Origin of the sequence: Sphingopyxis sp. Q841, assembly GCF_052384365.1 — a bacterium.
GTDB lineage: Bacteria > Pseudomonadota > Alphaproteobacteria > Sphingomonadales > Sphingomonadaceae > Sphingopyxis > Sphingopyxis terrae_A.
In genome coordinates this window covers 399,477-425,976 of sequence record NZ_JBQSUM010000002.1, presented here as the reverse complement: position 1 = coordinate 425,976, position 26,500 = coordinate 399,477, and the positions used below count along the sequence as shown (strand labels likewise).

Below are 26,500 nucleotides of genomic sequence, written 5' to 3'. Positions count from 1 at the left end.
ACCGGGTTGCGTGCGTGCGGCAGGCAAGCCACAAGTGCGCATCGGTTGTGGACAGATGGCCAGCGAAAAAAAGCGTCACGAATTGAACGGCTTTGGCGTCGATGCTCGGCGGCGGTGGGGACTATTGTCCGCGTCGCTGCTCTCGCTCGCCTGCGCCAATGCGGTCGCGGCGCAGGAGCGCGAACCGGCCGCGCCGCCGGCTGCAGAGGCTGCGACCGCGGAGCCCGCTGCGGCCGATGCGCCTCTGCCTGACGATGATGCCCCGATCGCGAGCCCATCGCCGCCGCCCGAAGGGGTCGTCTTGCCCGAGGTGGCGCCGATCATTCCCGATGACGAATTCAGGAAGGCGATCCCTCCGATCAGTGCGGAGGATGATCCCGAACTCGACAAGCCGCTCGAATCGATTGCCGATTTCGAAAAGCGCGTCGCCGATGCGGCGAAGCAGAAGGCGAACGGTACCGCCGACGCCGTGCCGCAGGTCGATGGCACGCCCGTTCCCGCGCTCGCCGACGGGCAGACGGTCGAGCCGATCGGCGATGCGCCGATAACCGATGCCGAGCTCGCTGCGCCCTTGCCGCCGCTCGAAAGCTTTGACGTTCAGCCCGTCCAGTTCGTCGATGCCGAGCCCGAGGGCGAGAACCGGCAGGTCGCCTATTCGGTGCAGGTCAATGGTCTTGCCGCAGCCGACGACAGCACCGATGCCGACCTCTCGGGGTTGTTCGGCGACCTCTCGGCGCTCTATGACGGCGATGGCAAGGCCGACAATTTCGCGATGCTGCGCGCCCGGCTGAGCAACGATGCCGAGCTGATGCAGCGCATCTTGTCGTCCGAAGGCTATTATGACGGCAGCGTCGATACGCGTATCGATCGCGCCGGCCGCGAGCGCGGGCAGCCGGTTTCCGCGGTGATCGATGTAAAGCCGGGTCCGCGCTACAGCTTTTCGGACATCATCCTCGATGCCAAGCCGACGGTGCCGCCGGGGCTGATCGCCGACAATTTTCCGCTCGCCGTCGGCGAGCCGATCGTCGCCGAACGGGTTCAGGGCGCCGAAGCGGCGATCTCGCTCAAACTTCCCGAGGAAGGCTATCCATTCGCCAAGGTCGGCCAGCGCGACATCCTGCTCGATGGCGACAAGGCAACGGGCGTCTACACGCTGCCGATCAACATCGGCCCGCGCGCCCGTTTCGGCGGCTTTGCGAGTAGCGGCGAGGAGGCCTTTGGCGCCGACCATGTCGCGATCATGGCACGGTTCAAGCGCGGCGATCTCTACGACAGCCGCAAGGTCGACGATCTGCGGCAGGCGCTGGTCGCCACCGGCCTGTTCGCGACCGTGTCGGTCGAGCCGCAGGCGACGGGCGAGAGCGCGGGCGACGATACCGAATATGTGACGATGCTGGTCAACCAGCAGGCGGGACCGCCGCGCACGCTCGCCGCCAGTGCCGGCTATGGCACCGGCGAGGGGATTCGCGTCGAAGGAAGCTGGACCCACCGCAATCTCTTTCCGCCTGAAGGCGCGTTGATCGTGCGCGGCGTCGCGGGGACGCAGGAGCAGGGGCTGGGGGTCACCTTCCGCCGGTCGAATGCGGGGCGGCGGGATCGCACCTTTGAACTGGTCGGTGAGGCGACGCGGAGCAATTATAACGCGTTCGAGGCGCTGACGGGGCGCATTGCGGCGCGGGTCAGCTATGATTCGACGCCGATCTGGCAGAAAAAGCTGACCTATGCCTATGGCGTGCAGCTTATCGCGACGAGCGAGGATGATTACAGTTTCCTGCTCGCCGATCGCGAACGCGACCTATATTATATCGTCGGCCTGACCGGACAGATCGGGATCGATCGCACCAACAGCCTGCTCGATCCGACCAAGGGATTTCGCGTCACCACGCTGATCGAGCCCGAAGGGTCGATGAGCGGGCGCTTCTCGCCCTATGCGCGCGCGCGCGTCGATGTCAGCGGCTATTATCCGGTGGCCGAGAATATCGTGCTCGCGGGCCGCGTGCGCGTTGGCTCGATCCTGGGCGCCGCGCGCGAGCGGCTGGCGCCGTCGCGGCGCTTCTATGCCGGCGGCGGCGGGTCGGTGCGCGGTTTCGGCTATCAACAGCTTGGCCCCAAGGATCCCAACAACGATCCGATCGGTGGGCGCAGCGTCAACGAAGCGGCGTTCGAGGCGCGCTACCGGTTCGGTAATTTCGGGATCGTCGGCTTCGTCGATGCGGGACAGGTCTATACCGGATCGACCCCCGATTTTTCGAACCTGCGCTTCGGCGCCGGCATCGGCGGCCGCTTTTACACCAATTTCGGCCCGATGCGGCTCGACGTCGCGACGCCGATCGACCGCAAGCCGGGTGAATCGCGGATCAGCGTCTATGTCTCGATCGGGCAGGCTTTCTGATGGCCGGGGGCGCAGCCGAGCCGATGGAGGACACGCCGCCGCAGCGGAGCAATCCATGGCCGCGCCGCGTGCTGCGCTGGACGGGGATCGTCGTCGGCGGGCTGCTCGCGCTGATCGCATTGTTCGTCGTCGGTCTCAACAGCGACGCCGGGCGCCGCTTTGTCGTCACCCAGATCGAGAAATATGAATTTTCGAACGGGCTGAAGATCGGCATCGGCCGGCTCGACGGATCGCTCTATGGCGCGATGGTGGTGCGCGATTTCACGCTTTCGGACCCGAAGGGCGTGTTCCTGCGCTCGCCCGAGGTCAGGGTCGACTGGCGACCCTTTGCCTATCTCAATAACCATGTCGATGTCCGTTCGGCGACCGCCTCGACGATCGTGCTGCAACGGCTGCCCGCATTCCGTCCGACGCCCGACACTGGCGAACCCCTGCTTCCCGACCTCGATATCGACATCGGGCGGCTGCGCGTCGACCGTTTCGTTGTCGAGCCTGCGGTGACAGGAGCGCGGCAGGAACTCCGCATCGATGGCAAGGTCGCGATCGCCGACCGGCGCGCGCAGGTGACGGCGAAGGCCGAGACCATCGGCGGCAAGACGAAGGGCGACCGGCTCGCGCTGCTGCTCGACGCGGTGCCCGAAAAGAACCGACTGGCGCTGACGCTCGACGTCAACGCTCCCGCCGGTGGGGTGCTGGCGGCACTCGGCGGGTTCAAGGAGCCGCTGACGGCCAAGCTTGCCGGCCGCGGCGACTGGACGCGCTGGGACGGGCGCCTCGACGCGACGCTGGGCGCGGCGCCGCTTGCCGGGCTGGCGCTGAGCGCGCGCGACGGCACGTTCGCGGTCAAGGGTACCACGCAGGCGGCGCGGCTGTTCGCGGGCACGCCGGCGGCGCTGCTCGGCCGCGAGACGGCGGTCGATGTCACGGCGCGGCTCGCCCAGCGCAAGGCCGATCTCGACGGTCGGGTTTCGTCCGATGCGATGCGGCTCGGGATCAGCGGCGGCCTCGATCTCGGCGCCAATCGCTATGATGGCCTGCAACTGACGTTCGTGCTGCTGCGCCCCGCCGCGATCGCGCCGGCGCTTCGGGCGAGCGGCGGCCGGGCTTCGGCGCGGCTCGATGGCGCCTTCGCGACGCCGACGGTCGCGTATCGCGTCGATGCGGCGAGCCTTGCGGTCAATGATATCGTCGTCGAGGCGCTGAACCTGTCGGGCAAGGCGCGCGTCGATGTCGACCAGATCGTCATCCCGGTGACGGGGCGCGCGGCGCGCATCCGCGGGCTCGATACGGTAGCGGGCGGAACGCTCGTCGCGGTGCGGCTCGACGGTGATCTTGCTTACAAGAATGGGCGGCTGCTCAGCGATAACCTCCGCCTGCGGTCGCCGCGCATCGACGCCAAGGCGATCATCGTCGCCGACCTCAACCGCGGCTTCTACACCGGCGCCATCGACGGGCGGGTCAATAATTACCGCATCGAAAGCGTCGGCATCTTCGACATCGGCACCGAGGTCGATCTGAAGCGTGTCGGTACCGACGGGTTCGAGATTGCCGGCCGCATTCGCGCGCGATCGACCCAATTGTTCAATTCGGGCGTTCGCGACCTGCTCGGCGGCAATGCCGTGGCGACGAGCGACATTCGCTATGGCACCGACGGCATCGTGCGCTTCGCCAATCTGCGCCTCACCGCGCCGCGGCTGCGGGTGACGAGCGGGCAGGGCAGCTATGCGCCGGGCGGCCAGCTCCAGCTCGTCGCGCGCGCCACTTCGGTCGATTACGGGCCGCTTGGCGTCGAGGTGGCGGGCACGATCAGCGACCCGCGCGCGACGCTGCGCGCCGAGCGCCCCGGCCTCGGCATCGGCCTCGCCAATCTGGAAGCGCGACTGACGGGCGCCCCCAACGGATACCGGCTCGCGGCGAAGGGGGAGACGGATTACGGTCCGCTGACCGCCGATGTCGTCCTGCTGACCGCCGCCGGCCCGCTGACCATCGATGTCGAACGTGCCGACCTGTCGGGGATCGGCTTCAAGGGACGGCTGCAGCAAAGCGCGGCGGGGCCGTTCGTCGGCCGGCTCGACGCATCGGGGCAGGGGCTGGGCGGTATCGTGCGGCTGAGCGCCGACGGTCAATATCAGGCGGTCGCGGCGAACATCCGCGCGAATAATGTGGTGCTGCCCGGCGCCGCGCGGCTCGCGGTCGGCAGCGCGATCGTCGATGCCGACATGATCCTTTACGACAAGCCGCGGATCATCGCCGACATCCAGCTCGCCGACACGCGCATCCGCGATTATGACATTGCGGTCGGGCGGGTGAAGATCGACTATCGCGACGGGCGCGGCAAGGCGCAGGCGCTGGTCGAGGGGACGAGCGGCGTGCCGTTCCGCATCGCCGCCAATGCCGATCTGACACCCGAGCTGTGGCGCGCATCGGTGCAGGGCCGCGCCAGCGGCATCAACTTCCGCACCGCGTCGCCGGCGCGCATCGTGCCGCATACCGACGATTATGAACTGCTGCCGACAACCATCGACCTCGGCCGCGGCAGCAGCGCGCGCCTCGCGGGGCGCTTCGGCAAGGGCGTCGTCCTCCAGAGCCGCCTTGAGCGCGCCAATATGACGATCCTCAACGCCGTCTATCCGGGACTGGGGCTCGGCGGGCGCGCGACCGGCAGCCTCGACTTCGCGCAGGAAAATTCCGACGCTTTCCCGCGTGCCGACGCGCGGCTGACGATCAACGATTTCACGCGCACGACCGCGGCGGCGGTCAGCCAGCCGGTCGACGTCAATTTCGCGGGTAAGCTGCTCGCCGACGGGGGTGAATTGCGCGCCGTGGTGCGCAAGCGCGGCAGCGTGATCGGACGGCTGCAGGCGTCGCTGCGCCCGCTCGGGCCGGGCGCGGGCGACTGGATGACGCGCCTGCGCGCCGCACCGCTCGGCGGCGGGCTGCGTTATAATGGTCCCGCCGACACGCTCTATTCCTTCGTCGGTCCCGCCGATCAGGGGCTCGCGGGCCCGGTTGCGGTGGCGGCGGACTTCAGTTGCCAGCTTGCCGATCCCTGTCTGCAGGGCGTGCTCAAGGGCAATGGCATGACCTATGAGAACCAGACCTATGGCACCAAGCTGACCGACATGGTGGTCAGCGGCCGCTTCACCGGAAACCGGCTCGAAATCGATCAGCTTACCGCCAAGGCCGGCACCGGAAGCGTCGCGGCAAAAGGCTATGTCAGCCTGTCGTCGGCCGATGGTTATCCGATGAACATCGTCGCCACGCTCGACAATGCGCGGCTGGCGCGCAGCGAGAATATCGGCGCGCGCGCGACCGGCACGCTGACCCTCACAAAAGCAGCGGGAGAGGCAGCGCTGCTGTCGGGCGACCTGCGCCTGCCCGAAACGCGCTATCGCATCGTGCGCGAGGGCGCGGCGAGCGTTCCCGTGCTCACCGGCGTGCGCCGCAAGCCGCCGAGTGGGCGCCGCCGGATCAGCGGCGACGGGCTGGCGGCGGTCGGCGGCAGCCTGTTCGACCTGATCCGGCTCGACATCCGCCTGCGCGCCGGCGAACAGATTTATGTGACCGGCATGGGGCTCGAATCCGAATGGCAGGCCGACGTCACCTTGAAGGGAACCACCGTCGCGCCGCGCGTGACCGGCGAGATCGAACTGGTGCGCGGCACGCTCGATTTCGCGGGGCGCTCGTTCAACCTCGAACAGGGCAAGGTGACCTTCCCCACCGGCGATGCCTATGATCCCGCGATCAACCTCCTCGCCACCGACACTTTCGACAATGTGACCGTCAATGTCGCGGTGACCGGGCGCGCGAGCAACCCGCAGGTCGCCTTTTCGAGCGTGCCCGGACTGCCGCAGGACGAAATCGTCTCGCGCATCCTGTTCGGCGATTCGATCACCTCGCTGTCGCCGCTCCAGGCGGTGCAACTCGCGGCGTCGCTCAACACACTGCGCGGCGGTGGCGGGGGGCTCAGCCCGCTCGGCGCGCTCCAGTCGGCGGCGGGGATCGACCGCCTGCGCATTCTGGGGCCCGACGATACGACCGGACGCGGCACCGCGCTGGCGGCAGGGCAATATATCTCGAAGGACATCTATCTTGAGGTCATCACCGATGCGCGCGGTTATACCGCGACGCAGCTCGAGATCAGCCTGACGCGCGCGCTGTCGATCCTGAGCCAGGCGGGCGGTTCGGGGCAATCGAACTTCTCCGTCCGCTACCGCAAGGATTATTGATGCACCGCGCGCTGATGCTCTTGCCGCTGTTCGCGCTGGCGGCGTGCAAACAGCCGCCCGATTTCGACCAGCGGTACGACAAGGCTGCATCCGACATCGAAGCGCGCGCGCGGGCGATGGACAAGGATCTGTCGGAGGCGGACAAGGCCGCCGCCGCGGCCGCGCCGGGCAATGGTTCGCAGACGAAGGGCTTGCCAGCCGCCTCGACCGCGTCTAACGCACCCCCGTCATCTGGGGAGTAGCCAGCCGTCCTGCCGGACGGGCCGCAGCGTCAACATACTCGGTCGAGAGGCCGTGGCGCCGCGGAAGCGCGAAAGCGTTTGGGCGAGACCAATGGCGTCGCACCTTCGTCCGGGCCGGGCGGCGGGCGCGATCGCTGTTGGAGTTCGCTTGCCGCTCGGCCCCGGAGTAACTCATGGAAGCCTTGTTCACCTCGACCGCGGTCGTCGCGCTCGCCGAGATCGGCGACAAGACGCAGCTCCTCGCGATTCTGCTCGCGACGCGCTTCAAACGGCCGCTTCCGATCATCCTCGGCATTTTGGTCGCAACGCTCGCCAATCATGCGCTCGCCGCGCTGCTGGGGGCGCAGGCGGCCGCCTTCCTCGACAGCGATATCTTCCGCTATGTCATTGGCGCCTCGTTCGTCGCGATGGCGGCGTGGACGCTGATCCCCGACAAGTTCGAGGATGATGATGCGCCCAAATCGCATGCGGGCGCGTTCATGACGACGCTCGTCGCCTTCTTCCTCGTCGAGATGGGCGACAAGACGCAGGTCGCGACAATCGCGCTCGGCGCGCGCTTCCACGATGTCTTCACCGTGACGGCGGGTACGACGCTGGGGATGATGATCGCCAATGTGCCCGCAATCTTCCTTGGCCACGAACTGCTCAAGCGCGTCGATCTGAACAAGGTCCGCATGATCGCTGCGGCGCTGTTCCTGGTCATCGGCCTGTGGGTTCTGGCGCAGACCGCGGGACTGTTCGGCGCAGGTTGAACGCCGCGATCAGAACGGCTTGCAGGGCTTGCCGTTGTCGTCGAACCGGGCGGCGAGATCATATTCGCGGCCGTTCCAGCGCAGATAGGGGAAACAGAAGCCGGGAAGGCCGACCTGGATATCGGGATAATTGTCGACGCCGTGGCTTTTGAGGAAGTTTGCGAAGCCCTGGGTGGTCAGCATCACTTTCCAGCTTCCCGCCGGCGTTTTGGTCAGGACGATCGAATTGACGCCGGCCGATCCGTTGCAGAAGATGCCATTGTCGTGGATCATCGCTTCGGGTCGGCCGTCGCCATTGACGTCGCCAATGAAATCGACCTGTGCCTCCGAATGGCCGCTGTCGTCGTCGGTGCAGGCTGTCCAGCGGCCGCCCTTGACCGGCTTGATCTCGGCGGCGCGAAACAGCGCGAGGCGCTCGGTCGCCGGAAGCGCCTTGGCTTCGGGGGTTTGCGAGCCGTCCCAATCGAACAGATAGTCGCGCGAAATCGGCATCGGGCCGCTACGCGGCGGCGCGGCGCTTGCCGGGGCGGCTGCGGCCTTCCCGTCCTGGCTGCACGCCGTCGGCGCGCCGTAGCTGCCGCCCGCGAAATGGCGCGTGCCGGGGCAGGCCGAATAGCGCGCCTCGAGCGTCAGGTCGCGCCAGCCACCGGTACGCGTCTTGGCGAAGCCGACGATGCCATCCTCGGCGATCAGGCGGCGCCAGCGCCCGTCGGTGCCGAGCGTCAGCACCGCGAAATAGGCGCCGGGCTTGCCGTAGCATTTGGGATCGACATCGGCGACATGCGCCTCCGCCCGTCCGTCGCCGTTGAGATCGGCAAAGGCGACGCGCGGGTTCGACGCGCCGCCGCAGCGGTTGATCGCGCGCCCGTTTTCGACCCGGAAGCCCGCAGCTTCGAACAACTGGATGCTCTGTTCCCTGGTCAGGCTGGGCTGCGCCGTACCCTGCGCCGCGCTCTGCGCCGGACCGGCAAGCGGCAGCGCGGCCAGTGACAAACCCAACAGCATCCGGATGTCCGCCATGGTGGTCCCTCCCGTCGGGCCGAAGGCTATCACGAACCGGCCCCGCCTTGCCAACGCAAAACGCCGACGTCTTCTGCCCGGCCTCGCTTGCAATCGGGTGCGGTTTCGCGGAAGGCTGAAAGCGACAAGGCAAGCGACGACCCGCCCGGACGAGGCCGGCGCGCTTCGAGGAGAGGCTTATGGACTTCGATCTGGTCGTGCGCGGCGGGCTGGTTTTCGACGGGAGCGGCACCGCTCCCTTCGTCGGCGACATCGGCCTTCGCGATGGAAAAATCGCCGCAATCGGGCAGATAACGGGCCGCGGGGCCGAGGAGATCGATGCCAGCGACCGCATCGTAACCCCCGGCTTCATCGACATTCACACCCATTATGACGGGCAGGCGACGTGGGAGACACGCATGGCGCCCTCCTCGAATCATGGCGTGACGACGGTGCTGATGGGCAATTGCGGCGTCGGCTTCGCGCCGTGCCGGCCGCACCAGCGCGACATGCTCGTCAAGCTGATGGAGGGGGTCGAGGATATTCCCGAGGTCGTGATGGTCGACGGGCTGCCTTGGAATTGGGAGAGTTTCCCCGACTATCTCGACGCGCTCGATGCGCGCGAACTCGACATCGATATCGCGGCGCAGGTGCCGCATTCGGCGCTGCGCATCTTCGTGATGGGCGAACGCGGCGCGCAGCACGAGGCCCCGACCGCCGACGATCTGGCGCAGATGCGCGCGCTGGTCGCCGATGCCGTCGCCGCCGGAGCCTTCGGGGTCACGACGTCGCGCAACATGATGCACCGGACCAAGGCGGGCGAACTGGCGCCGAGCCTTTATTCCGAGGCCGACGAGCTGCGCGCGCTGATGGACGGCCTCGGCGATGCCGATGCAGGGGTGTTCCAGATCATCCCGGCACCGGCCAATGATGCCGAGAGCGAATTCGCCTTGCTGCGCGCGCTTGCCGAACATGGGCGGCGGCCCTTGTCCTTCACCCTGCTCGATGTGCCCAACCAGCCGGGGGCGGGGTGGCGATCGATGCTCGCGGGGCTCGAACAGGCGCGCCGCGACGGGTTGCAGATGCGCGGTCAGGTCGCGCCGCGTCCGGTCGGCATGTTCTTCGGCCTCGACCTCAGCCTCCATCCGTTCAGCTCGCACCCGAGCTACAAGGCGATCGCCGACCGCCCGCTGGCCGAGCGCGTGGCGGCTATGCGCGATCCGGTCTTCCGCGCGCGCCTGCTCGCCGAGACGGCCGAGGACAGCAATCCGGTGACGCTGGCGCTGATCGATGCGTTCCGCGCCGCGCATGAATGGAGCGACGGCCCCGACTATGAACCGCAGCGCGAGACGCGGATCGAGGCGCGCGCCGCGGCGGCGGGCCAGTCGGTTGCCGAATTCGCCTATGAGCTGCTGCTGAAGGACGAAGGGCGGCGGCTCTTCTATCTGCCTGCCGCCAATTATTCGGAAGGCAATCTGAACGCGGTGCGCGAAATGCTGGGTCATCCCGATACGGTGATGGCGCTCGCTGACGGCGGCGCGCATTATGGCTTGATCTGCGACGCGAGCTTTCCGACCTATTTTCTCCAGCGCTGGGTCCGCGATGCCGATCCCGGCGACCGGATCGCGCTCGCCGACGCCATCGCCGAGCTGACCGCGCGTCCCGCCGCGACCGTCGGCATGACCGACCGCGGTCGCATCGCCGAGGGGATGAAGGCGGACCTCAACATCATCGATTTCAACGCCTTGCGCCTGCATGTTCCGACGATCCGTTACGATCTGCCCGCGGGCGGGAAGCGCATGCATCAGGCCGCCGACGGCTATGTCGCGACCATCGTATCGGGCGCGGTCACCTATCGCGACGGGCAGCCGACGGGCGTGCTGCCCGGCCGGCTCGTGCGGCGGGGACGGGATGCGGCGCCAGCCGGCGCGGGCGATCCGGCGATCCCGCGTGCCGCCTAGGGTCAGCATGAAGGACGATACCGACTTCACCGGAAAGGCGGTGCTGGTGGTTGGCGGATCGAGCGGGATCGGCAACGGCATCGCCCATGGCTTTCGCGCGCGCGGCGCGGCGGTCCATGTCTGGGGGACGCGCGCGCAGGCGGCCGATTACGACCCGGACGATGGCTCCGATCTTGCGGGGCTCGGCTATAGCTGCGTCGATGTCGGCGACCCCGACGCGATCGAGGCGGCGGCAATGCCGTTCGACCGGCTCGATGTGCTGATCCTGTGCCAGGGCACGGTCGTCTATCGGCGCGGCGAGTTCGAGCGCGAGGGATGGGACCGGGTGATGGCGGTCAACCTCGACAGCCTGATGCATATATCGCGCAAGTTCCGCGCGCAGCTGTCGCAAAGCGCCGGATCGATCGTCATCGTCAGTTCGATTTCGGGGCTGAAGGCCAATATCGGCAATCCCGCCTATGCCGCGTCGAAGGCCGGGGCGATCAGCCTGACCAAGACGCTGGGGCAGGCCTTCGCCGCCGACGGTATCCGCGTCAACGGCCTCGCGCCGGGGCTGGTCGATACCAAGCTGACCAAGGTGACGACGCAGAATCCCGACCGGCTGGAGGGCGCACTCGCCCATATCCCGCAGCGACGGATGGGAACGCCCGAGGACATGGCGGGGGCGGCGATCTTTCTTGCCTCGCCGCTTGCCTCCTATGTCACCGGTCATACGCTGATCGTCGACGGGGGCCTCTCGCTCTGATCGGGCGCCCCATCAATTCCTGCAGGTGACGCGCCGCGATTTTCGCGGCAGGAGAGGGCGGCTACGCGATTTTGCAGAGTCGGTGCGGGAGAGACTATTGTGTTCGACACGCTGGAACCGAGCAGCCTGCCGCCCGAGGATGAGGCGCTGCGCAGCCGCGTCCGCGCGCTCGCCGCGGCGGCGACTGCGGCGCGGCCCGCCGACGTCCGCGCCCGGTCGTGGCAGGGCTTCGATGCCGATTTCAGCCGCAAGCTGGGCGCCGCAGGGCTGCTCGGCCTGACGCTTCCCACGGTCTATGGCGGCGGCGAGCGCGGCCCGTTCGCGCGGTTCGTCGTCGTCGAGGAATTGCTGTCGGCCGGCGCGCCGGTGGCGGCGCACTGGATCGCCGACCGGCAAAGCGCGCCGCTGATCCTGAATTACGGGACCGAGGCGCAGCGCCAATTTTATCTCCCGCGCATTTGCCGCGGCGAATTGTTCTTCTGCATCGGGATGAGCGAGCCGGGATCGGGATCGGACCTTGCGAGCGTTCGCACCCGCGCCGAGCGCACCGCGGGCGGCTGGCGGGTCAACGGGCAGAAGATATGGACGACCGGCGCGATGCACTGCGACTATATGATCGCGCTGCTCCGCACCTCGGGAAGCGCCGAGGATCGTCATGCCGGGCTGTCGCAGCTTATCATCGACCTGAAGGCGCCGGGGATCACCATCCGTCCGATCGTCGATCTGACCGGCGATGCGCATTTCTGCGAAATATTCTTCGAAGATGTCGATCTGCCCGCCGACGCGCTGATCGGCGCCGAAGGCGAGGGGTGGAAGCAGGTCACCGCCGAACTCGCCTTCGAGCGCAGCGGCCCCGAGCGTATCTATTCGAGCGTCGTGCTTCTGGATGCCTGGGCGCGGCATTTGCAGCATATCGGGCGCGACGATCCCGCGGTGCGCGCGCTGGTGGGGGATTTCACCGCGCGGCTCGCAACGCTGCGCGCGATGTCGATCGCCTGCACCGCGCGGCTTGCGGCGGGCGAAAGCCCGGTGGTCGAGGCATCGCTGGTCAAGGATCTGGGGACGGCGTTCGAACAGCACCTTCCGGTCGCGATCGGCGACGATCTTGCCGCGCATCCCGATGAGCCCGTCTCGGACGAGCTTTACCGCACGCTGACCTATGTCACGCATGTCGCGCCCAGCTTTTCGCTGCGCGGCGGTACCCGCGAAATATTGCGCGGCATCATCGCCCGCGGCATGGGCCTTCGGTGAGGAGCCATAGATGACCGATTTCCTCGACCCTTTCGAACGGATGATCGCCGCGCTTTTTAGCCCCGCCGCGGTGCGCGCGGCGGAGCGCGGCGAGCCGGACGACAGGGCATGGTCGGAGCTCGCGGCCTCGGGTTTCCTGGACGCGCTGGTTCCCGAAGACGCGGGCGGCGCGGGGGTGTCCTTTGCCGATATCGTCCCGCTGTGGCTGGTGCTTGGCCGCCATGCGGTACCCTGTCCGGTCGGCGAAACGATGATTGCGCGCGCGTTGCTCGCGCAAGCGGGGAGGGCCGCGCCCGATGGACCGATCGCGATCGCCGCGCAGGCGCCGGGCGCCGCCGGGCGGGTGATCGGCGCCGCGCTGGGGCGGCATTTGCTCGTCGAATGGGAGGGCAATCTCTATCTTGCCGCCGTGCCGGGCGAAGCGGATGGCGGCGACAGGGAACTCGCGGCATCGGTGCGCTGGGATAGCGAAGCCGCGACACCGGTGGGGCCGATAGTCCCCGGCGGATTACGCCGCGCGGCGGCGGTGCTGCGCGCCGCGCTGATCGCGGGCGCCGCCGACCGGCTGACCACGATGACGGCGGGCTATGCGAACGAGCGTATCCAGTTCGGCAAGCCGATCGGCAAGCAGCAGGCGCTGCAACAGCAGCTTGCCGTGATGGCGGAGGATATGGTCGCGGCGCGCATTGCGGCGCATATCGGCGGCGCAGGTTCTTTCCCGCCTGCGCTCGCGGCGGCCGCGACCGCCAAATCGGTTGCGAGCGGCGCAGCCGCGCGGGTCGCGGCGATCGCGCATGCGGTGCATGGCGCGATCGGTATCAGCGAGGAATATGATCTTCAGCTCTATACGCGCCGGCTTCAGGCCTGGCGGCTCGCCGACGGATCAGAAAGCTATTGGAACCGCCTGCTCGGCGCCGAACGGCTGGCGGCGCCGTCGGGTTCGGTCGATTTCGTCCGCACGGCGCTGGCACCGGCCTGACCGCCTGGCGCCGCCGAAGCAAGGCCGATAGGAGCCCGATATGAAGCGCCTGCCGCGGCTCGACCTCAACCTGCTCCAGATATTCGACGCCATCTATACCAAGGGCGGCGTGTCGGCTGCCGCGTCGCACCTCAATCTGTCGCAGCCCGCGATCAGCCATGCGCTGGCCAAGCTGCGCGCGATGCTGGACGATCCCTTGTTCATCCGTCAGGGCAATCGCCTCGTCCCCACCGGGACTGCACGGGCGGTCGCCGAACCGATCCATACGGCGCTGCGCGAACTGGTCGCGGCGCTCGACGGGGCGGGGAGCTTCGATCCCGCACAATCGACGCGCGAGTTTCGCATCGGGATAAGGCTGGCGGGCGAGATGTCGCGCTTTCCAGCGCTCGCGTCGCGCGTGCTGGAAGAGGCGCCGCATGTCCGGCTGACGTCGACCGCCTTTCGGCGCCGCGATCTGGTCGCTGCGCTGGCCAACGGCGATCTCGACGTCGCGATCGACGTCGACCTGCCTGTCGAGGATCGGCTGTGCCGCGAACCGCTCGGCGTCGAGCCGTTGCTGGTGGCGGCGCGGATCGGCAATGGCCGCATCGCCGGGACGCTCGACCTCGATCGCTATCTCGCGCTTGATCATGTGTTCGCGACGCCGCGTCCGCACGGGCCGGGGATCGAGGATATGGCGCTGGCGCGGCTCGGCTTGCAGCGCCGCGTCGCGGTGCGCTGCCAGCATGCGATCACCGCTTGGCAGATCGTGGCGAAGACCGACATGCTCTGCACCCTTCCGCGCAGCCATGTCCGCATGTTGCAGCACATCTGGCCGATGCAGTTGTTCGACCTGCCGATCGCGGTCGCACAGAGCAGCAGCTATCTCTATTGGCATCGCGCGGTTCAGGCGGATGTCGGCCTCGCTTGGCTGCGCGCGATCATCCTCGAGGTGATGCGCGACGAATAGGCGCCTATTCCTCAGACGAATAGACTTTATTCGAAGTTATCATTTTTCCTGATGCCGCAGGGGCACTAGCCTTGGCCCCAACCAAGGAGAATAGCGATGACGCCGATCGAACTCGAAGCCGAACTCAACGACCTCAGAATGTCAAAGGAGGCGCAGCCGCTGTTCGATGCGGTGAAACGCCACATCGCCGAAAATGTCGATCCCATCACCGAGGAGTTTTTCCGCTTGGGCGAAGGGCGCGCCGACCGCTGGAGCTGGGCGCCGGGGCAGCTTGAGCTGCTTGAAGGCGCGAAGGCCAAGGCGAAGGCGGCAGGGCTGTGGAATTTCTTCCTGCCCCACGGCGATACGGGAACCCCGCTCACCAACCTCGACTATGCCTATATTGCGGCCGAACTCGGCAAATCGCCGCTGGCATCCGAATCGCTCAACTGTTCGGCGCCCGACACCGGCAATATGGAGGTGCTGGAAATGGTCGGCACGCCCGAACAGAAGGACCGCTGGCTGAAGCCGCTCCTTAATGGCGAAATCCGCTCCGCCTATGTGATGACCGAACCCGGCGTTGCCTCGTCGGACGCGAGCAATCTGGAAACCAGCGCGACGCTCGAGGGCGACGAATGGGTCATCAACGGCGAGAAATATTTCATCAGCGGCGCCGGCGATCCGCGCTGCAAGATCCTGATCTGTATGGTCAAGACCAACCCGGAGGCGCCGCGAAAGGCGCAGCATTCGCAAATCCTGGTGCCGATGGACACGCCGGGGGTGCAGGTGCTCGGGCCGATGCGGGTGTTCGGGGCCGACCATGCGCCGCAGGGGCATATGCATATGCGGTTCGAAAATGTCCGCGTGCCGCGCGACAACATCCTGCTCGGCGAGGGGCGCGGGTTCGAGATTTCGCAGATGCGCCTCGGGCCGGGCCGCATTCACCACTGCATGCGCACCATCGGCAAGGCCGAGGTTGCACTCGACCTGATGGTCAAGCGCGGCAATTCGCGGACCGCCTTCGGCCGGCCGCTGTCGCAGCTCGGGAAGAATCTGGAAGTCATCGCGCGGGCGCGCTGCGATATCGAGGCGATGCGCCTGATCGTGCTCAAGGCCGCGAAGGCGATGGACCTGCTCGGCAATCGTGAAGCGCGCGTGTGGGTGAGCATGGCGAAGGCGATGATCCCCGAGCGCGTGTGCCAGATTATCGATCAGGCGATCCAGATCCACGGCGCGACCGGCATCTCGCACTGGACGCCGCTCGCCGAGCTTTATGCCGACGTGCGCCATCTGCGCTTCGCCGACGGCCCCGACGAGGTTCACTATATGGTCGTGGGCCGCGACGAACTCGCGCGCCACTAAGTCGCCGAAGGGCGGGGTGGGCGGCGCCGGAGCGCCGCTCGCCCCGCACCCGCCGACGTTCGCTTTCCGCGCCGCGACCGATCAGCTTTCGAGATAGCGCGCCCAGATGCGCTTGCCCAAGCGGTCGTAGCGCGTCATCGCGGCAATCAGCGCCGCGAGCGCATCGCTTGGACAAAGCCTTTCGGGTAGCAGCGGATCGCGCATGATGGCGCGGATGGCCTGCCGCCCCAGGAGCAGCGTTTCGGCCGCCGCCGCGGGCAGCCGGCTTTCATCGATGCTCGCCGCGCTCTCGTCGAGGCGGGCGGCGAGCCGCTGGTGCGACGCGCGCAGGGCATCACTCTGCCACAAGGTCCGGAACCGGGCGTCGCGGGCGGCGTCCAGCCCGCTCGCTTCGACGACGAACAGCGATGGCGCGGCATCGAGTTCGATCAAATCCTGCCGCATCCCCGCGGCCCCACGCTCCAGATTGTCGGGGCGCACCCAGATATTGGCGTCGGCGTCGGCAAATCCCTCAAGATGAAGCGCGCGCAGAGTCCGGCGCCAAGTGGTGCGGTCGGCGCGCTCCTGCGGCCCCGCGACCGCGACGAGCCAGCGTCCCTCCCAGGGCTGCCGCCGCTCAAGCCGGGAGCGCCAGCCGAGGATCCGCTGCTTCAACACCTCTGCATTCGCGCCGATCGTATAGCGACCGCGCGCGATTACCTGAACCCGGCCTTCCGACTTGAGGCGCGTCAACGCCGTCCGGATGCCCGGCGCCTCGATCCCGAAGGCCGCGCCGGCGCGCACCAGTTCGGCGACGGTGAACGCCGGCGGAGCGCCAGTGTCGAGCAGATCGAGAATGAGCATCCGCGCGCTCATCCCTCCGGCATCGGCCGAGTTTACTATATTGCGTTCTGTGTCCATATCCGACAATATATGCAACAAATAAGATGGGAGAGGAAGATGCTGCCCCTTGACGGCGTGACCGTAATCGATCTTACCAGCGTTGTCGCGGGGCCACTGGCGACGCAGATCATGGCGCAGCAGGGCGCCCGGGTATGGAAGGTTGAGCCGCCCGAAGGCGACCGCGCGCGTTTGCTCGGTGCGGTTGCGGCGCCGGGGTTCAGCTCGGCGCATGTCGCGCTCAACGCCGACAAGCAATCGGTCGCGATCGACCTTGCGCGTGCCGATGGGCAGGCGCTGCTGCGCCGCATGGTGCCACAGGCCGACCTCCTCATCCACAATTTCCGGCCCGGGGTGATGGAGCGGCTGGGGCTTGGCACCGACGTGCTACATGCGCTGCGCCCCGATCTCGTCATCGCGCGGATCAGCGGCTTCGGTCAGGACGGGCCGATGGCGGGCGGGCGCGCCTATGATCCGATCGTGCAGGCCGAATCGGGGATGGTCAGCTGGACCGCCGAAGGGCCGCTGCTCGCTCCGCAATGGATTTGCGACAAGACCGCGGGGCTTTACGCGGCGCAGGCGGCGACCGCCGCGCTCGTCGCACGGGCGCGCAGCGGAAAGGGGGCGGTCGTCGATATTTCGATGCTGGAGGCGGCTGTCGCTTATGGCTGGATCGACCTCCACGGGGCGCAGGCCTTTCCCGATGCCACCTCGCGCATGCCTGACATCGCCGCCGTCTATCGCCCTTGGGCGACCGGCGACGGCTGGATCGTCGTTGTCATGCTGTCGCAATCTGAATTCGAAGGCTGGGCGCGCGCGATCGGCGCGCCCGACCTGCTCGCCGATCCGCGCTTTGCCGACATGACGACGCGATTCCTCAACTGGGACGATCTGCGCGCGATTTCGGCGCCCCGCATTGCCGCGTTGACCACGCGCGAGGCTGTGGCCCGGCTGGCCGACGCGGGCGTGCCGTGCGGCGTCGCCAACCGGTCGGCGGCGCTGCCCGGCCACGCCCAGATCGTCCATGACGGCTTCGTCGCGCTGACCGACCACCCGCAGGCCGGTGCGGTGCGCCGGACCCGGCCCGTGGCGCGCTTCGACGGCGCGCGGCCGGGGTTCGAGACGCATGCGCCGCGCGTCGGTGAACATAGCCGGACGGTGCTCGCCGCGGCCGGCCTGACCGCCGAAGAGATCGAAGCCGCCATCGCAAACGGTGCCGCCTGCTGCCCTGAGGAGACCCTATGGCAACCTATCAGACCTTGACCTATGCCGCCGAAAATCGGGTGGCGACGATCACGCTCAACCGTCCCAAACATTTCAACGCGATCGCGCACGGCATGCCGCGTGAGATCCGCGCCGCGGTAGAACGGGCGGAGGCCGATGCGGACGTCCATGTCATCGTCGTACGCGGCGCGGGGCCGGGTTTTTGCGGCGGATACGATCTTAAACATTATGCCGAGCGCAAGGGCGAGATCAGCGGGTCGCAGGACATGCCGTGGGACCCGACGCTCGATTTCCAGATGATGTGGCGCAACACCCAGGATTTCATGGCGCTCTGGCGCGCAACCAAGCCGACCATTGCGCGCGTCCACGGCGCGGCGGTCGCCGGCGGGTCCGACATCGCGCTGTGCTGCGACTTTCTGATCATGGCCGACGATGCCCGCATCGGTTATCCCCCCGCGCGCGTCTGGGGCGTGCCGACCCCGGCGATGTGGGTCTATCGTCTGGGGCCGCAGATGGCGAAGCGCATGATGATGACGGGCGACCTGATCGACGGGCGCGAAGCCGAACGGATCGGGCTGGCGCTCGAGGCGGTGCCCGAGGCCGAACTCGACGATGCTGTCGAGCGGCTGGTCGGGCGGCTGCGCGGGGTGCCGCGCAACCAATTGATGATGACCAAGACGGTGGTCAATCAGGCCTATGACAATATGGGCCTCAACAATACCCAGATGTTCGCGACGCTGTTCGACGGGGTATCGCGCCATTCGCCTGAAGGCATATGGTTCCGCGACCGGGCGCAGGAGGTCGGCTTCAAGCAGGCGGTGGCCGAACGCGACAGCGGCGATCCGATCGCGAGCCAGGTGTCGAAGCGCCTGCCCGCCGACGATTGAGGAGACGAAGCATGACCGCACTCCAGCCGATCGACCGGCTCGACACGCATGATGTGTTCAACCAGGCGCCGCCGTTCGAGAATATGAACCTGTTTACCGGCGACCGGGCGCTGGTCGATGCGGTGAACAGCGCAGGCGCGGGCGCGCATGGCGCCCGGCTCGCCGCGCTCGGGCAGCGCTGTGGTTCGGCCGAGGTGATCGAATGGGGCGTCGAGGCGAACCGCCAGACTCCCGTGCTCGAAACCTATGACCGCTATGGTCACCGCGTCGACGAGGTGCGCTTTCACCCCGCCTATCACGACCTGATGCGGCTCGGGCTCGATAGCGGCTTTGCGGCATCGGCTTGGGACGGCAGCGCACGCGGCCATACGCTCCACGCGGCGATCCTCTTCCTGACCGGGCAGGCCGATTCGGGCACAAGCTGTCCGATGACCATGACCTATGCCGCCGTGCCGGCGCTGCGAGCCGAGCAGGCGGTCGCCGACGTCTGGGTGCCGCGCATCGCGGCGGGCCGTTACGATCCCTCCGTCCGCCCGGCTGCGGACAAGGCCGGGGTGACGATCGGCATGGCGATGACCGAAAAGCAGGGCGGCAGCGACGTACGCGCCAACACGACGCGCGCCGAACCGACCGGCGAAGCGGGCTGGTACAGCCTGACGGGGCATAAATGGTTCTGTTCGGCGCCGATGTGCGACGCCTTCCTGACGCTGGCCTATGCGCCAAGCGGACTGACCTGTTTCCTTGTCCCGCGCTGGCTGCCCGACGGCACCCGCAATGCGGGGTTCCGCGTTATGCGCCTGAAGGACAAGATGGGCGACCGGTCGAACGCCTCGTCCGAAATCGAATATCATGGTGCGCTGGCCCAGAGGCTGGGCGCCGAAGGGCGCGGCGTCGCTACGATCATCCAGATGGTCCAGCATACGCGCCTAGACTGCGTGATCGGTTCGGCGCAGCAGATGCGCGGCGCGCTTGCCCAGGCGCTGTGGCACACGGCCCATCGGTCGGCTTTTCAGAAACGGCTGATCGACCAGCCCGCAATGGCGGCGGTGCTCGCCGACCTTGCCGTCGAAAGCGAGGCGGCGACGGCGCTCGGCTTCCGGCTGGCGCAGGCGTTCGACGAAGAGGATGCGCTGACGCGGCTGCTGACGCCGATTGCCAAATATTGGGTATGCAAACGCGCGCCGGGGCTGGTTTACGAAGCGATGGAAGCGCATGGCGGCGCCGGCTATGTCGAGGCGGGGCCGATGCCGCGGCTGTTCCGCCAATCGCCGCTCAACGCGATTTGGGAAGGATCGGGCAATGTCATTGCGCTCGACGTGCTGCGCGCCATCGCGCGCGAACCAGAAGGGGTGGCGGCGCTTCAGGATTTTCTGGCGGCGCAGCGCGGACGCGACGCCCTTTATGATCGCTGGGTCGAGGACATCGACCTAACGCGCGCCGACGAAAGCAGCGCGCGGTTGCTCGTCGAGCGGCTGGCGCTTGCGGCGCAGGCCGCGATCCTGATCGGACAGGATAGTCCGATTGCCGAGGCCTTCTGCCGCCTTCGCCTGAGCCCACGTGGCAGCGCCCATGGCGCGTTCGATGCAGCCGTCGATGCGCGCGCGATCGTCGACCGTGCGATGCCCGCGGCATGAGCGTGCGGATCACCAACGACGGCGCGGTGCGCACCGTCACCATCGACCGCCCGGACTGCCGCAACGCGGTCGACCCGGCCACCGCCGACCTGTTGCGGCAGGCGTTCGCCGACTTCGACGCCGACGACAGCGCCGCGGTCGCGGTGCTGACCGGCGCGTCGGGCCATTTTTGCGCAGGCTTCGATTTGAAGGCGGTGGGCGCGGGCAACGAGCGATACCAACCCGAAGGCGTCGGGCCGATGGGGCCGTCGCGCATGTTGCTTTCCAAGCCGGTGATCGCGGCGGTCGAAGGCTATGCGGTTGCGGGCGGCCTTGAACTCGCGCTGTGGTGCGATCTGCGCGTGGCGTCCGCCAGCGCGATGTTCGGTGTCTTCTGCCGCCGGTGGGGCGTGCCGCTGATCGATGGCGGGACGGTTCGCCTGCCGCGCATCGTGGGACAGGGGCGCGCGCTCGACATGATCCTGACCGGGCGCCCGGTCGATGCGGCCGAAGCGCTCGCAATCGGGCTTGCCAACCGGGTCGTGGCGGACGGGCAGGCGCTGGCAGCCGCGCAGGCGCTCGCCGCCGAGATCGCGCATTTTCCGGCGCTGTGCATGCGTACCGACCGCATGTCGGCCTATCGCCAATGGGATTTCGACCTTGCCGACGCGCTCCGGTTCGAAGGGCGCGAAGGCGCCGCGCCGTTGCGCGCCGAAGCCCGGAAGGGGGCGGCGCGCTTTGTCGACGGGGCAGGGCGGAGCGGACGCTTCGACTGATCGCGTGACGGTCCGCCGCGCCTGCTATTTCCGGCATCCACAAAGCGACCGCACCGGTATAGATTGCCGCCGACGGCTATTCCGGCGCGGGAGGGTGAGCGATGCGGTTTCGGGTCTTTGCAGGTGCGGCGTTGAGCGCTGCCGTGATTCTGGCGGTGCCGGCGGCAGGCAAGGCGCCGCGCAAGGGCAAGGCGGTGGCCGACTGCCCCGCCGACCCCGCGCTGCCGCCCGATCTGGCCGATTGGGGGCGGATGAGTTCGGCCAAGACCATCTATGCCTATGGCGAGGCGCGCGCCGCCGACTGGCCGTCGCTCGGCGCGGCGCGAACGGGCCTGTTGCTCCATAAGGCCGAAAGCCTGCGCTACTGGATCGCGCCCGAGCGGCGGCAGGATGTGTTCAAATTCGGCGGCATGATCCCGGTCGAGGTGAAACGGGCCGGCCGGCTCGTGATCGCGCTCGACGCGGGCGCCTGGATCGATCTGGTACGCGACGGCAAGGCGCAGCCGGCGGCGGCGCACGGCCATGGCCCCGCCTGCTCGGGCATCCGCAAGATGGTCGAATATGACGTGACGCCGGGCCGCTACCTCGTCCAGATCGTCAATGCACCCGAACAGTCGATCCGCGCGATGGCGGTGCTGCGCGACTGATCGGGCATAGCGGAACCGGCGCGCGCGGTTTCGATCGCGTTTCGCAGATCAGCGTTGCGGCGCAAGACTTTCGAGCAGCGTGCCGCGCGCATCGCTTGGCAGCGGCTTGACGCCGATCAGGCGCATCAGAAGCGGATAGACTTCGATATTGTCGACCAGCCCCACGTCGCCGCGCAGGCCGCTGCCATAGGCGATGAACAGGGCGCGCATGTCGGGGTCGTCATTGTCATAACCATGCGCTCCGCCCATCACCGGGTAGGCCGGCTTGCCCGCGACGATCGTCCAGCCGTTCTCCGCGATGCAGATGATCGCCGCGACGCGCGGATTGTGCCCATAGTGAAGGCGTTCCGGCAGAGCCTCGCGGCGGCGGCAGGTCATATGGTCGTGCGGCTTCAGCAGCGCGTCATAGACCCGGTCGTCGGTGCCGGCGGCGGGTTCGATCGCGGCATAGGGGCCGGTCTCCACCGCGATGATGCTCGGCAAATCGATCAGGTCGGCAAGGTCGACGATCCGCGCGTCGCTGATCGCGTGCATGCCATGATCGGCCACGACCAGAAGCCGAACGGGCTGGTCGAGGTCTTTCAGCCTCGACAGCAGGTCGCCGATGCGGGCATCCACCTCGGTCACCGCGGCATTGAGTTCCGCCGAGTCCGGGCCGAAATGATGCCCGGCAGTATCGACGGCGTCGAAATAGAGCGTCACGAAGGCCGGGCGGATCGCGCGCGGGCGGCGCAGCCAGTCGAGGACCGCGTTGACGCGCTGCACATTGCTGATATTTTCATCGTAGCGCAGCCAATCGGCCGGACGCACCTCGTGGATCGCGACCTCGCTGCCCGGCCAGAACATCGTTGCCGTTCGCACCCCGGCCTTTTGCGCCGTCACCCACGCGGGTTCGGCCTCGTCCCACCAGAAGGGGTCGAGCGCCTGCTTCGCATTGCCCAGGCTGAAGCGTTCGGCGGGACGCCGCGGGTCGATCATGTTGTTGCCGACGATGCCGTTGGTGTCGGGGCGTTTGCCGGTGACGATCGCATAATGGTTGGGGAAGGTCTTGGTAGGGAAGGAGGGGCGGAGCGCGCCCCGCGCGCCCTCGGCGGCGAGCTTCGACAAATTGGGTGTGATTCCGCGGTCAAGATAGTCGGCGCGGAAGCCGTCGATCGAAATCAGGATGGTGACGGGCGCGCGCTGTTCGGTGTTCGCTTCGGCGGCATGGGCATAGGGTGACGCCAGCGAGCAAAGTGCGGCGATCAGGATCATCAGGCGAGTCATGGTCATCGCGCTAGGATGGCCGCGTGACAACCGCGCGACAAGCTCATTGCGCTTTGCCGCGCCGGTTCGGCCACATCCATGCTTGCAATCGCGCTCTTGCCATGGTGCACCCGGTTTCATCCGAAACCACGGACGAAATGAAGGGGACGCGTTCATGAACAGGGGTTTGATGGCGGCGCTGCTGGTCGGCGCAGCATGTCTGGCCGTGCCGGCGACCGGGCAGGGCGGCGACGACACCAATCGTATCATCGACGAAGGCTATAATCGCAGCCAGGTGATGCAGACGGCACAGGAAATGACCGACGGTATCGGTCCACGCCTGACCAATTCGCCCGCCATGCGCCGGGCCGAAGCCTGGGCGATCGGAAAGTTCGAAGGCTGGGGCCTGTCCAATGTCCGCCGCGATGGCTTTGAATTCGGCCGCGGATGGGAAATCCTGTCGGTCAGCGCACGTATGGTCGCGCCGCGCCCGCTCGCGCTGACCGCCATTCCGATTGCCTGGACGCCGTCGACCAACGGACCGGTGACCGCCCCGATCATCGTCGCGCCGATGTCGAAGGAAGAACATTTCGCCGAATGGAAGGGCAAGCTCGCCGGCAAGATCGTGCTCGTGTCGCTGCCGGGCGATGGTGACGAGCCCGACAAGCCGGCCTTTCGCCGCCTGAGCAGCGACGACATCGGCAAGCTCGACGAGTTTCGCCAGCCCAAATATGATCCCGATGCGCTCAATCGCCGGCTGGAGCGCGTGACGTTTGCCGAAAAGCTCGATGCCTTTCTGAAGGCCGAAGGCGCGCTGGCGATGGTCCGGCAATCCTATCGCGACGGCAAGCTCGTCCATGGCGAGGGCTATAATTACCGCGTCGGCCATTCGCCGACGCTGCCCGGCATCGAACTCGCCGCAGAGGATTATCGCCGCCTGGCACGGCTCGCGAAAAGCGGGGCGCCGCCGCAGCTCGAGATCGATTCCAACGTCCGTTACGACGACAGCGACACGCGCGCCTATAATATCATCGCCGAAATTCCGGGGACCGACCCCAAGGCCGGCTATGTCATGGCCGGCGCGCATTTCGACAGCTGGGTGGCGGGCGACGGCGCGACCGACAATGGCGCCGGCAGCGCCGTCGTGATGGAGGCCGCGCGCATCATTCGCAAGCTCGGCATCCGGCCCAAGCGCACGATCCGCTTCGTCCTGTGGAGCGCGGAGGAGCAGGGGCTGCTCGGGTCGCTCGCCTATGTCGACAAATATATAGCGGCGCGCCCCGGCCCGACCGAGGGCGAGGACGGCAACGCGCTCTATTATGGCTGGCCGAGCCGGTACCCGATCACGCCAAAGCCCGGTTACGGGGACCTCAAGGCCTATTTCAACATGGACAATGGCTCGGGCAAGCTGCGCGGCATCTATGCCGAGGGCAATGTCGGCGCGGTTCCGATCCTGCAATCCTGGCTCGCACCCTTTGCGAGCATGGGCGCGGGCAAGGTCGTTGCGGGGCCGACGAGCGGCACTGATCATGTCTATATGCAGTCGGTCGGGGTGCCTGGGTTTCAGTTCATCCAGGATCCGCTCGATTATGGATCGCGCACGCACCACAGCAACGCCGATACCTTCGACCATCTGAAAGCCGACGATTTGCGCCAGGCTTCGGTCGTGATGGCGGGGATGCTCGTCACGGCGGCGAACAGCGACAAGACGCTGCCGCGCTTCCCGGTGCCGACGCAGCCGACGCCCTATGATCCGTTCAAATACAAGGACCCCAACGACTGAGCGACGGGTATCCGCCGGGGTCAGGCCATCTTGATCCCGGCGATGCCGTTGTCGACGACGCCCGTCGCGCGTTTCGACAGCGTGCCCAGCGGCACCGTCACCTTGTCGACGACCATGAAGTGCGTCTGCCACGCATCGCGGTTCACATCGCACACGACATAGCCGCGCTGGTCATTGGCGAATTTGAGTTCGGGATTGAGCTTCAGAAACTGGTCGGTGCCGGCGCGCAGATCGCTGCCGTCGCCGCCGCTGCTGATCGAGGTGGCGACGAATTCGGCGCCGACGACCTTGTCCTTGAGCACCAGATCGCCGCAGAAATTCTGATGCTCGTCGCCCGTCAGTACGACGCAGTTCTTGAGACCGGCGAAGCGCGACAGGATGCGTTCGCGCGGCGCCTCATAGCCCGCCCAGCTGTCGAGATTGACGATCTTTTCGGGCTCGTCGGCCTTGCGCCGCCGGTCGAGCGACATCATCGTCACCTGCTGCGCGATCGCGTTCCACGTCGCGCCGCCATGCGCGAGATTTTTGGCGAGCCACTCTTCCTGGGCCTTGCCCAGAATCTGCGCATTCTTTGCAAAGACGTCGGGGCAGGCGGGCTTGAACCCGTCGCCGCACGGCTGGTTGTCGCGATACTGGCGGGTGTCGAGCACCTGCATCGCCATCAGGTCGCCATAGCGGAATTCGCGGTTCGCGGCGATGAAGCCGCCGCGCGGCAACAGCGCCTTGCGCACCGGCATATGTTCGTACCACGCCTGGAACGCGGCCTGCCGGCGCAGCATGAAGACTTCGGGCGGCGGGGCGTCGGGATCGTTGCCGTCGAGCCCCATCTTCCAGTCGTCATAGACCGATACCCAGTCGTTGCGGATTTCATGGTCGTCGAAGGTCGAGATGAAGCCATGCGCCGAGCGTGCCGCCTGCATGTCGATGTCGAGCAGCGTCTGGGTATAGGCGGTGCGGAAATCGCTCAGATCCTGAAGCCCGCGGAGCGCATATTTGCGTACCGGCCGGATCGGCAGGCCGCTGTCGTAAAGATAGTCCTGCTGATATTCGTAGATGAAGTCGCCATAATGGTAGACGAAATCCAGCTCTTCGCGGGCAAGATGGCGATAGGCGCCATAGAAGCCCGATTCATAATGCTGGCAGCCGCAAACCCCGAACTTGACCTGATCGGTGCGCGCGCCGGCGGCGGGCAGCGTGCGGGCGCGGCCGCGCAGGCTGCGTTCGCCGCCAGCGGTGAAGCGGTAATAATAGGGGCGGCTGGGCTGTAGCCCGGCAACCTCGACATGGACGCTATGGCCAAGCTCGGGGCGCGCCAGTTCGGTGCCGTGCGCGACGACCTTGCGAAAGCCGCCGTCCTCTGCGACTTCCCATTCCACCGGGATATTGACCAGCGGCATGCCGCCATGCGGCGCCATCGGGTCGGGTGCGAGGCGGGTCCAGATGACGAAGCCGTCGCTCGCGGGATCGCCGGCGGCGACGCCGAGGCTGAACGGGAAATCGCGAAAGAAACCGGCCTCGGCGCGCAATATCGCCGGGGCGGACAAGCCGGCAAGCGTGGCGGTGGCAAGGAAATTGCGGCGCGAGAACATGGCGGGACTCCGGGGGG

General features: G+C 67.3%; 20 protein-coding genes and 1 riboswitch. Of the genes, 16 read left to right on the top strand and 4 right to left on the bottom strand.

Annotation, left to right across the window (positions count from 1 at the left end; translation table 11 throughout):
* The first annotated feature begins 55 nt into the window (after nucleotides 1–55).
* The 4 genes from ACT17R_RS12425 to ACT17R_RS12410 all read left to right on the top strand — a co-directional run bounded on the left by ACT17R_RS12425 (nucleotide 56) and on the right by ACT17R_RS12410 (nucleotide 7,615).
* Nucleotides 56–2,392, top strand: a complete 2,337-nt coding sequence (locus tag ACT17R_RS12425; RefSeq protein WP_234180094.1) for an autotransporter assembly complex protein TamA — start codon at nucleotides 56–58, stop codon at nucleotides 2,390–2,392.
* Nucleotides 2,392–6,621: a translocation/assembly module TamB domain-containing protein gene (locus ACT17R_RS12420; RefSeq protein WP_444809529.1), complete on the top strand. Its 4,230-nt coding sequence runs from the start codon at nucleotides 2,392–2,394 to the stop codon at nucleotides 6,619–6,621. Before ACT17R_RS12425 ends, ACT17R_RS12420 begins: the two co-directional genes overlap by 1 nt.
* The gene (locus ACT17R_RS12415; RefSeq protein ID WP_062902189.1) at nucleotides 6,621–6,863 is read left to right on the top strand and encodes a hypothetical protein; all 243 of its coding nucleotides are present in this window, start codon (nucleotides 6,621–6,623) and stop codon (nucleotides 6,861–6,863) included. Before ACT17R_RS12420 ends, ACT17R_RS12415 begins: the two co-directional genes overlap by 1 nt.
* Nucleotides 6,842–7,020, top strand: a riboswitch (yybP-ykoY riboswitch). It overlaps the preceding gene by 22 nt.
* A 16-nt stretch (nucleotides 7,021–7,036) precedes the next feature.
* Nucleotides 7,037–7,615: a TMEM165/GDT1 family protein gene (locus ACT17R_RS12410; protein ID WP_003044711.1), complete on the top strand. Its 579-nt coding sequence runs from the start codon at nucleotides 7,037–7,039 to the stop codon at nucleotides 7,613–7,615.
* 9 nt (nucleotides 7,616–7,624) lie between these two features.
* On the opposite strand, the gene ACT17R_RS12405 is transcribed toward ACT17R_RS12410, so the two are convergent.
* Nucleotides 7,625–8,635, bottom strand: a complete 1,011-nt coding sequence (locus tag ACT17R_RS12405) for a hypothetical protein (protein WP_263588410.1) — start codon at nucleotides 8,633–8,635, stop codon at nucleotides 7,625–7,627.
* Nucleotides 8,636–8,814: 179 nt separating this feature from the next.
* On the opposite strand from ACT17R_RS12405, the gene ACT17R_RS12400 reads away from it, so the two are divergent.
* The 6 genes from ACT17R_RS12400 (at nucleotide 8,815) to ACT17R_RS12375 (ending at nucleotide 15,840) form a co-directional block, all read left to right on the top strand.
* Nucleotides 8,815–10,575, top strand: a complete 1,761-nt coding sequence (locus tag ACT17R_RS12400) for an N-acyl-D-amino-acid deacylase family protein (protein ID WP_062902191.1) — start codon at nucleotides 8,815–8,817, stop codon at nucleotides 10,573–10,575.
* A 7-nt stretch (nucleotides 10,576–10,582) separates the two neighbouring features.
* A complete protein-coding gene (locus tag ACT17R_RS12395) occupies nucleotides 10,583–11,320 on the top strand; it encodes an SDR family NAD(P)-dependent oxidoreductase (RefSeq protein ID WP_086457678.1) in 738 nt (245 codons plus the stop codon).
* A 99-nt stretch (nucleotides 11,321–11,419) separates the two neighbouring features.
* The gene (locus tag ACT17R_RS12390; protein ID WP_444809528.1) at nucleotides 11,420–12,571 is read left to right on the top strand and encodes an acyl-CoA dehydrogenase family protein; all 1,152 of its coding nucleotides are present in this window, start codon (nucleotides 11,420–11,422) and stop codon (nucleotides 12,569–12,571) included.
* Nucleotides 12,572–12,581: 10 nt separating this feature from the next.
* A complete protein-coding gene (locus tag ACT17R_RS12385) occupies nucleotides 12,582–13,550 on the top strand; it encodes an acyl-CoA dehydrogenase family protein (RefSeq protein ID WP_444809527.1) in 969 nt (322 codons plus the stop codon).
* 40 nt (nucleotides 13,551–13,590) lie between these two features.
* Entirely contained in the window at nucleotides 13,591–14,499 is a 909-nt protein-coding gene (locus ACT17R_RS12380; RefSeq protein WP_062902195.1) for a LysR family transcriptional regulator, read from the top strand.
* A gap of 96 nt (nucleotides 14,500–14,595) precedes the next feature.
* A complete protein-coding gene (locus ACT17R_RS12375) occupies nucleotides 14,596–15,840 on the top strand; it encodes an acyl-CoA dehydrogenase family protein (RefSeq protein WP_003044690.1) in 1,245 nt (414 codons plus the stop codon).
* An 81-nt stretch (nucleotides 15,841–15,921) separates the two neighbouring features.
* Here ACT17R_RS12375 and ACT17R_RS12370 read toward each other — a convergent pair whose 3' ends face one another.
* Entirely contained in the window at nucleotides 15,922–16,740 is an 819-nt protein-coding gene (locus tag ACT17R_RS12370) for a hypothetical protein (RefSeq protein WP_444809526.1), read from the bottom strand.
* Between the two features lie 39 nt (nucleotides 16,741–16,779).
* Here ACT17R_RS12370 and ACT17R_RS12365 point away from each other — a divergent pair, with 39 nt between their 5' ends.
* The 5 genes from ACT17R_RS12365 to ACT17R_RS12345 all read left to right on the top strand — a co-directional run bounded on the left by ACT17R_RS12365 (nucleotide 16,780) and on the right by ACT17R_RS12345 (nucleotide 21,866).
* A complete protein-coding gene (locus ACT17R_RS12365) occupies nucleotides 16,780–17,982 on the top strand; it encodes a CaiB/BaiF CoA transferase family protein (RefSeq protein ID WP_062902196.1) in 1,203 nt (400 codons plus the stop codon).
* Nucleotides 17,961–18,830, top strand: a complete 870-nt coding sequence (locus ACT17R_RS12360; protein ID WP_444809525.1) for a crotonase/enoyl-CoA hydratase family protein — start codon at nucleotides 17,961–17,963, stop codon at nucleotides 18,828–18,830. Before ACT17R_RS12365 ends, ACT17R_RS12360 begins: the two co-directional genes overlap by 22 nt.
* A gap of 11 nt (nucleotides 18,831–18,841) precedes the next feature.
* Complete coding sequence (locus ACT17R_RS12355) at nucleotides 18,842–20,464, top strand: acyl-CoA dehydrogenase family protein (RefSeq protein ID WP_444809524.1); 1,623 nt, start codon at nucleotides 18,842–18,844, stop codon at nucleotides 20,462–20,464.
* Entirely contained in the window at nucleotides 20,461–21,219 is a 759-nt protein-coding gene (locus ACT17R_RS12350) for a crotonase/enoyl-CoA hydratase family protein (RefSeq protein ID WP_062902199.1), read from the top strand. The genes ACT17R_RS12355 and ACT17R_RS12350 overlap by 4 nt, the downstream gene beginning before the upstream one ends.
* 101 nt (nucleotides 21,220–21,320) lie before the next feature.
* A complete protein-coding gene (locus tag ACT17R_RS12345; RefSeq protein WP_062902200.1) occupies nucleotides 21,321–21,866 on the top strand; it encodes a hypothetical protein in 546 nt (181 codons plus the stop codon).
* A 48-nt stretch (nucleotides 21,867–21,914) separates the two neighbouring features.
* Here ACT17R_RS12345 and ACT17R_RS12340 read toward each other — a convergent pair whose 3' ends face one another.
* The gene (locus ACT17R_RS12340; RefSeq protein WP_202988488.1) at nucleotides 21,915–23,132 is read right to left on the bottom strand and encodes an alkaline phosphatase family protein; all 1,218 of its coding nucleotides are present in this window, start codon (nucleotides 23,130–23,132) and stop codon (nucleotides 21,915–21,917) included.
* Between the two features lie 154 nt (nucleotides 23,133–23,286).
* Here ACT17R_RS12340 and ACT17R_RS12335 point away from each other — a divergent pair, with 154 nt between their 5' ends.
* Nucleotides 23,287–24,894 carry a M20/M25/M40 family metallo-hydrolase gene (locus ACT17R_RS12335; RefSeq protein ID WP_062902202.1) on the top strand — a complete coding sequence of 536 codons (1,608 nt, stop codon included), beginning with the start codon at nucleotides 23,287–23,289 and terminating at the stop codon, nucleotides 24,892–24,894.
* Nucleotides 24,895–24,914: 20 nt separating this feature from the next.
* Here the strand turns inward: ACT17R_RS12335 and ACT17R_RS12330 are convergent, their stop codons facing one another.
* A complete protein-coding gene (locus tag ACT17R_RS12330; RefSeq protein ID WP_444809523.1) occupies nucleotides 24,915–26,483 on the bottom strand; it encodes an alkaline phosphatase D family protein in 1,569 nt (522 codons plus the stop codon).
* Between the last annotated feature and the right edge of the window lie 17 nt (nucleotides 26,484–26,500).

Bases quoted from the DNA above. Each gene is read 5' to 3' on its own strand.
- ACT17R_RS12380 (WP_062902195.1), top strand. From the start codon at position 13,591: ATGAAGCGCCTGCCGCGGCTCGACCTCAACCTGCTCCAGATATTCGAC.
- ACT17R_RS12370 (WP_444809526.1), bottom strand. From the start codon at position 16,740: ATGGACACAGAACGCAATATAGTAAACTCGGCCGATGCCGGAGGGATG.
- ACT17R_RS12340 (WP_202988488.1), bottom strand. From the start codon at position 23,132: ATGACTCGCCTGATGATCCTGATCGCCGCACTTTGCTCGCTGGCGTCA.
- ACT17R_RS12425 (WP_234180094.1), top strand. From the start codon at position 56: ATGGCCAGCGAAAAAAAGCGTCACGAATTGAACGGCTTTGGCGTCGAT.
- ACT17R_RS12365 (WP_062902196.1), top strand. From the start codon at position 16,780: ATGCTGCCCCTTGACGGCGTGACCGTAATCGATCTTACCAGCGTTGTC.
- ACT17R_RS12350 (WP_062902199.1), top strand. From the start codon at position 20,461: ATGAGCGTGCGGATCACCAACGACGGCGCGGTGCGCACCGTCACCATC.
- ACT17R_RS12385 (WP_444809527.1), top strand. From the start codon at position 12,582: ATGACCGATTTCCTCGACCCTTTCGAACGGATGATCGCCGCGCTTTTT.
- ACT17R_RS12405 (WP_263588410.1), bottom strand. From the start codon at position 8,635: ATGGCGGACATCCGGATGCTGTTGGGTTTGTCACTGGCCGCGCTGCCG.
- ACT17R_RS12330 (WP_444809523.1), bottom strand. From the start codon at position 26,483: ATGTTCTCGCGCCGCAATTTCCTTGCCACCGCCACGCTTGCCGGCTTG.
- ACT17R_RS12400 (WP_062902191.1), top strand. From the start codon at position 8,815: ATGGACTTCGATCTGGTCGTGCGCGGCGGGCTGGTTTTCGACGGGAGC.
- ACT17R_RS12360 (WP_444809525.1), top strand. From the start codon at position 17,961: ATGGCAACCTATCAGACCTTGACCTATGCCGCCGAAAATCGGGTGGCG.
- ACT17R_RS12415 (WP_062902189.1), top strand. From the start codon at position 6,621: ATGCACCGCGCGCTGATGCTCTTGCCGCTGTTCGCGCTGGCGGCGTGC.
- ACT17R_RS12345 (WP_062902200.1), top strand. From the start codon at position 21,321: ATGCGGTTTCGGGTCTTTGCAGGTGCGGCGTTGAGCGCTGCCGTGATT.
- ACT17R_RS12420 (WP_444809529.1), top strand. From the start codon at position 2,392: ATGGCCGGGGGCGCAGCCGAGCCGATGGAGGACACGCCGCCGCAGCGG.
- ACT17R_RS12395 (WP_086457678.1), top strand. From the start codon at position 10,583: ATGAAGGACGATACCGACTTCACCGGAAAGGCGGTGCTGGTGGTTGGC.
- ACT17R_RS12335 (WP_062902202.1), top strand. From the start codon at position 23,287: ATGAACAGGGGTTTGATGGCGGCGCTGCTGGTCGGCGCAGCATGTCTG.
- ACT17R_RS12375 (WP_003044690.1), top strand. From the start codon at position 14,596: ATGACGCCGATCGAACTCGAAGCCGAACTCAACGACCTCAGAATGTCA.
- ACT17R_RS12355 (WP_444809524.1), top strand. From the start codon at position 18,842: ATGACCGCACTCCAGCCGATCGACCGGCTCGACACGCATGATGTGTTC.
- ACT17R_RS12410 (WP_003044711.1), top strand. From the start codon at position 7,037: ATGGAAGCCTTGTTCACCTCGACCGCGGTCGTCGCGCTCGCCGAGATC.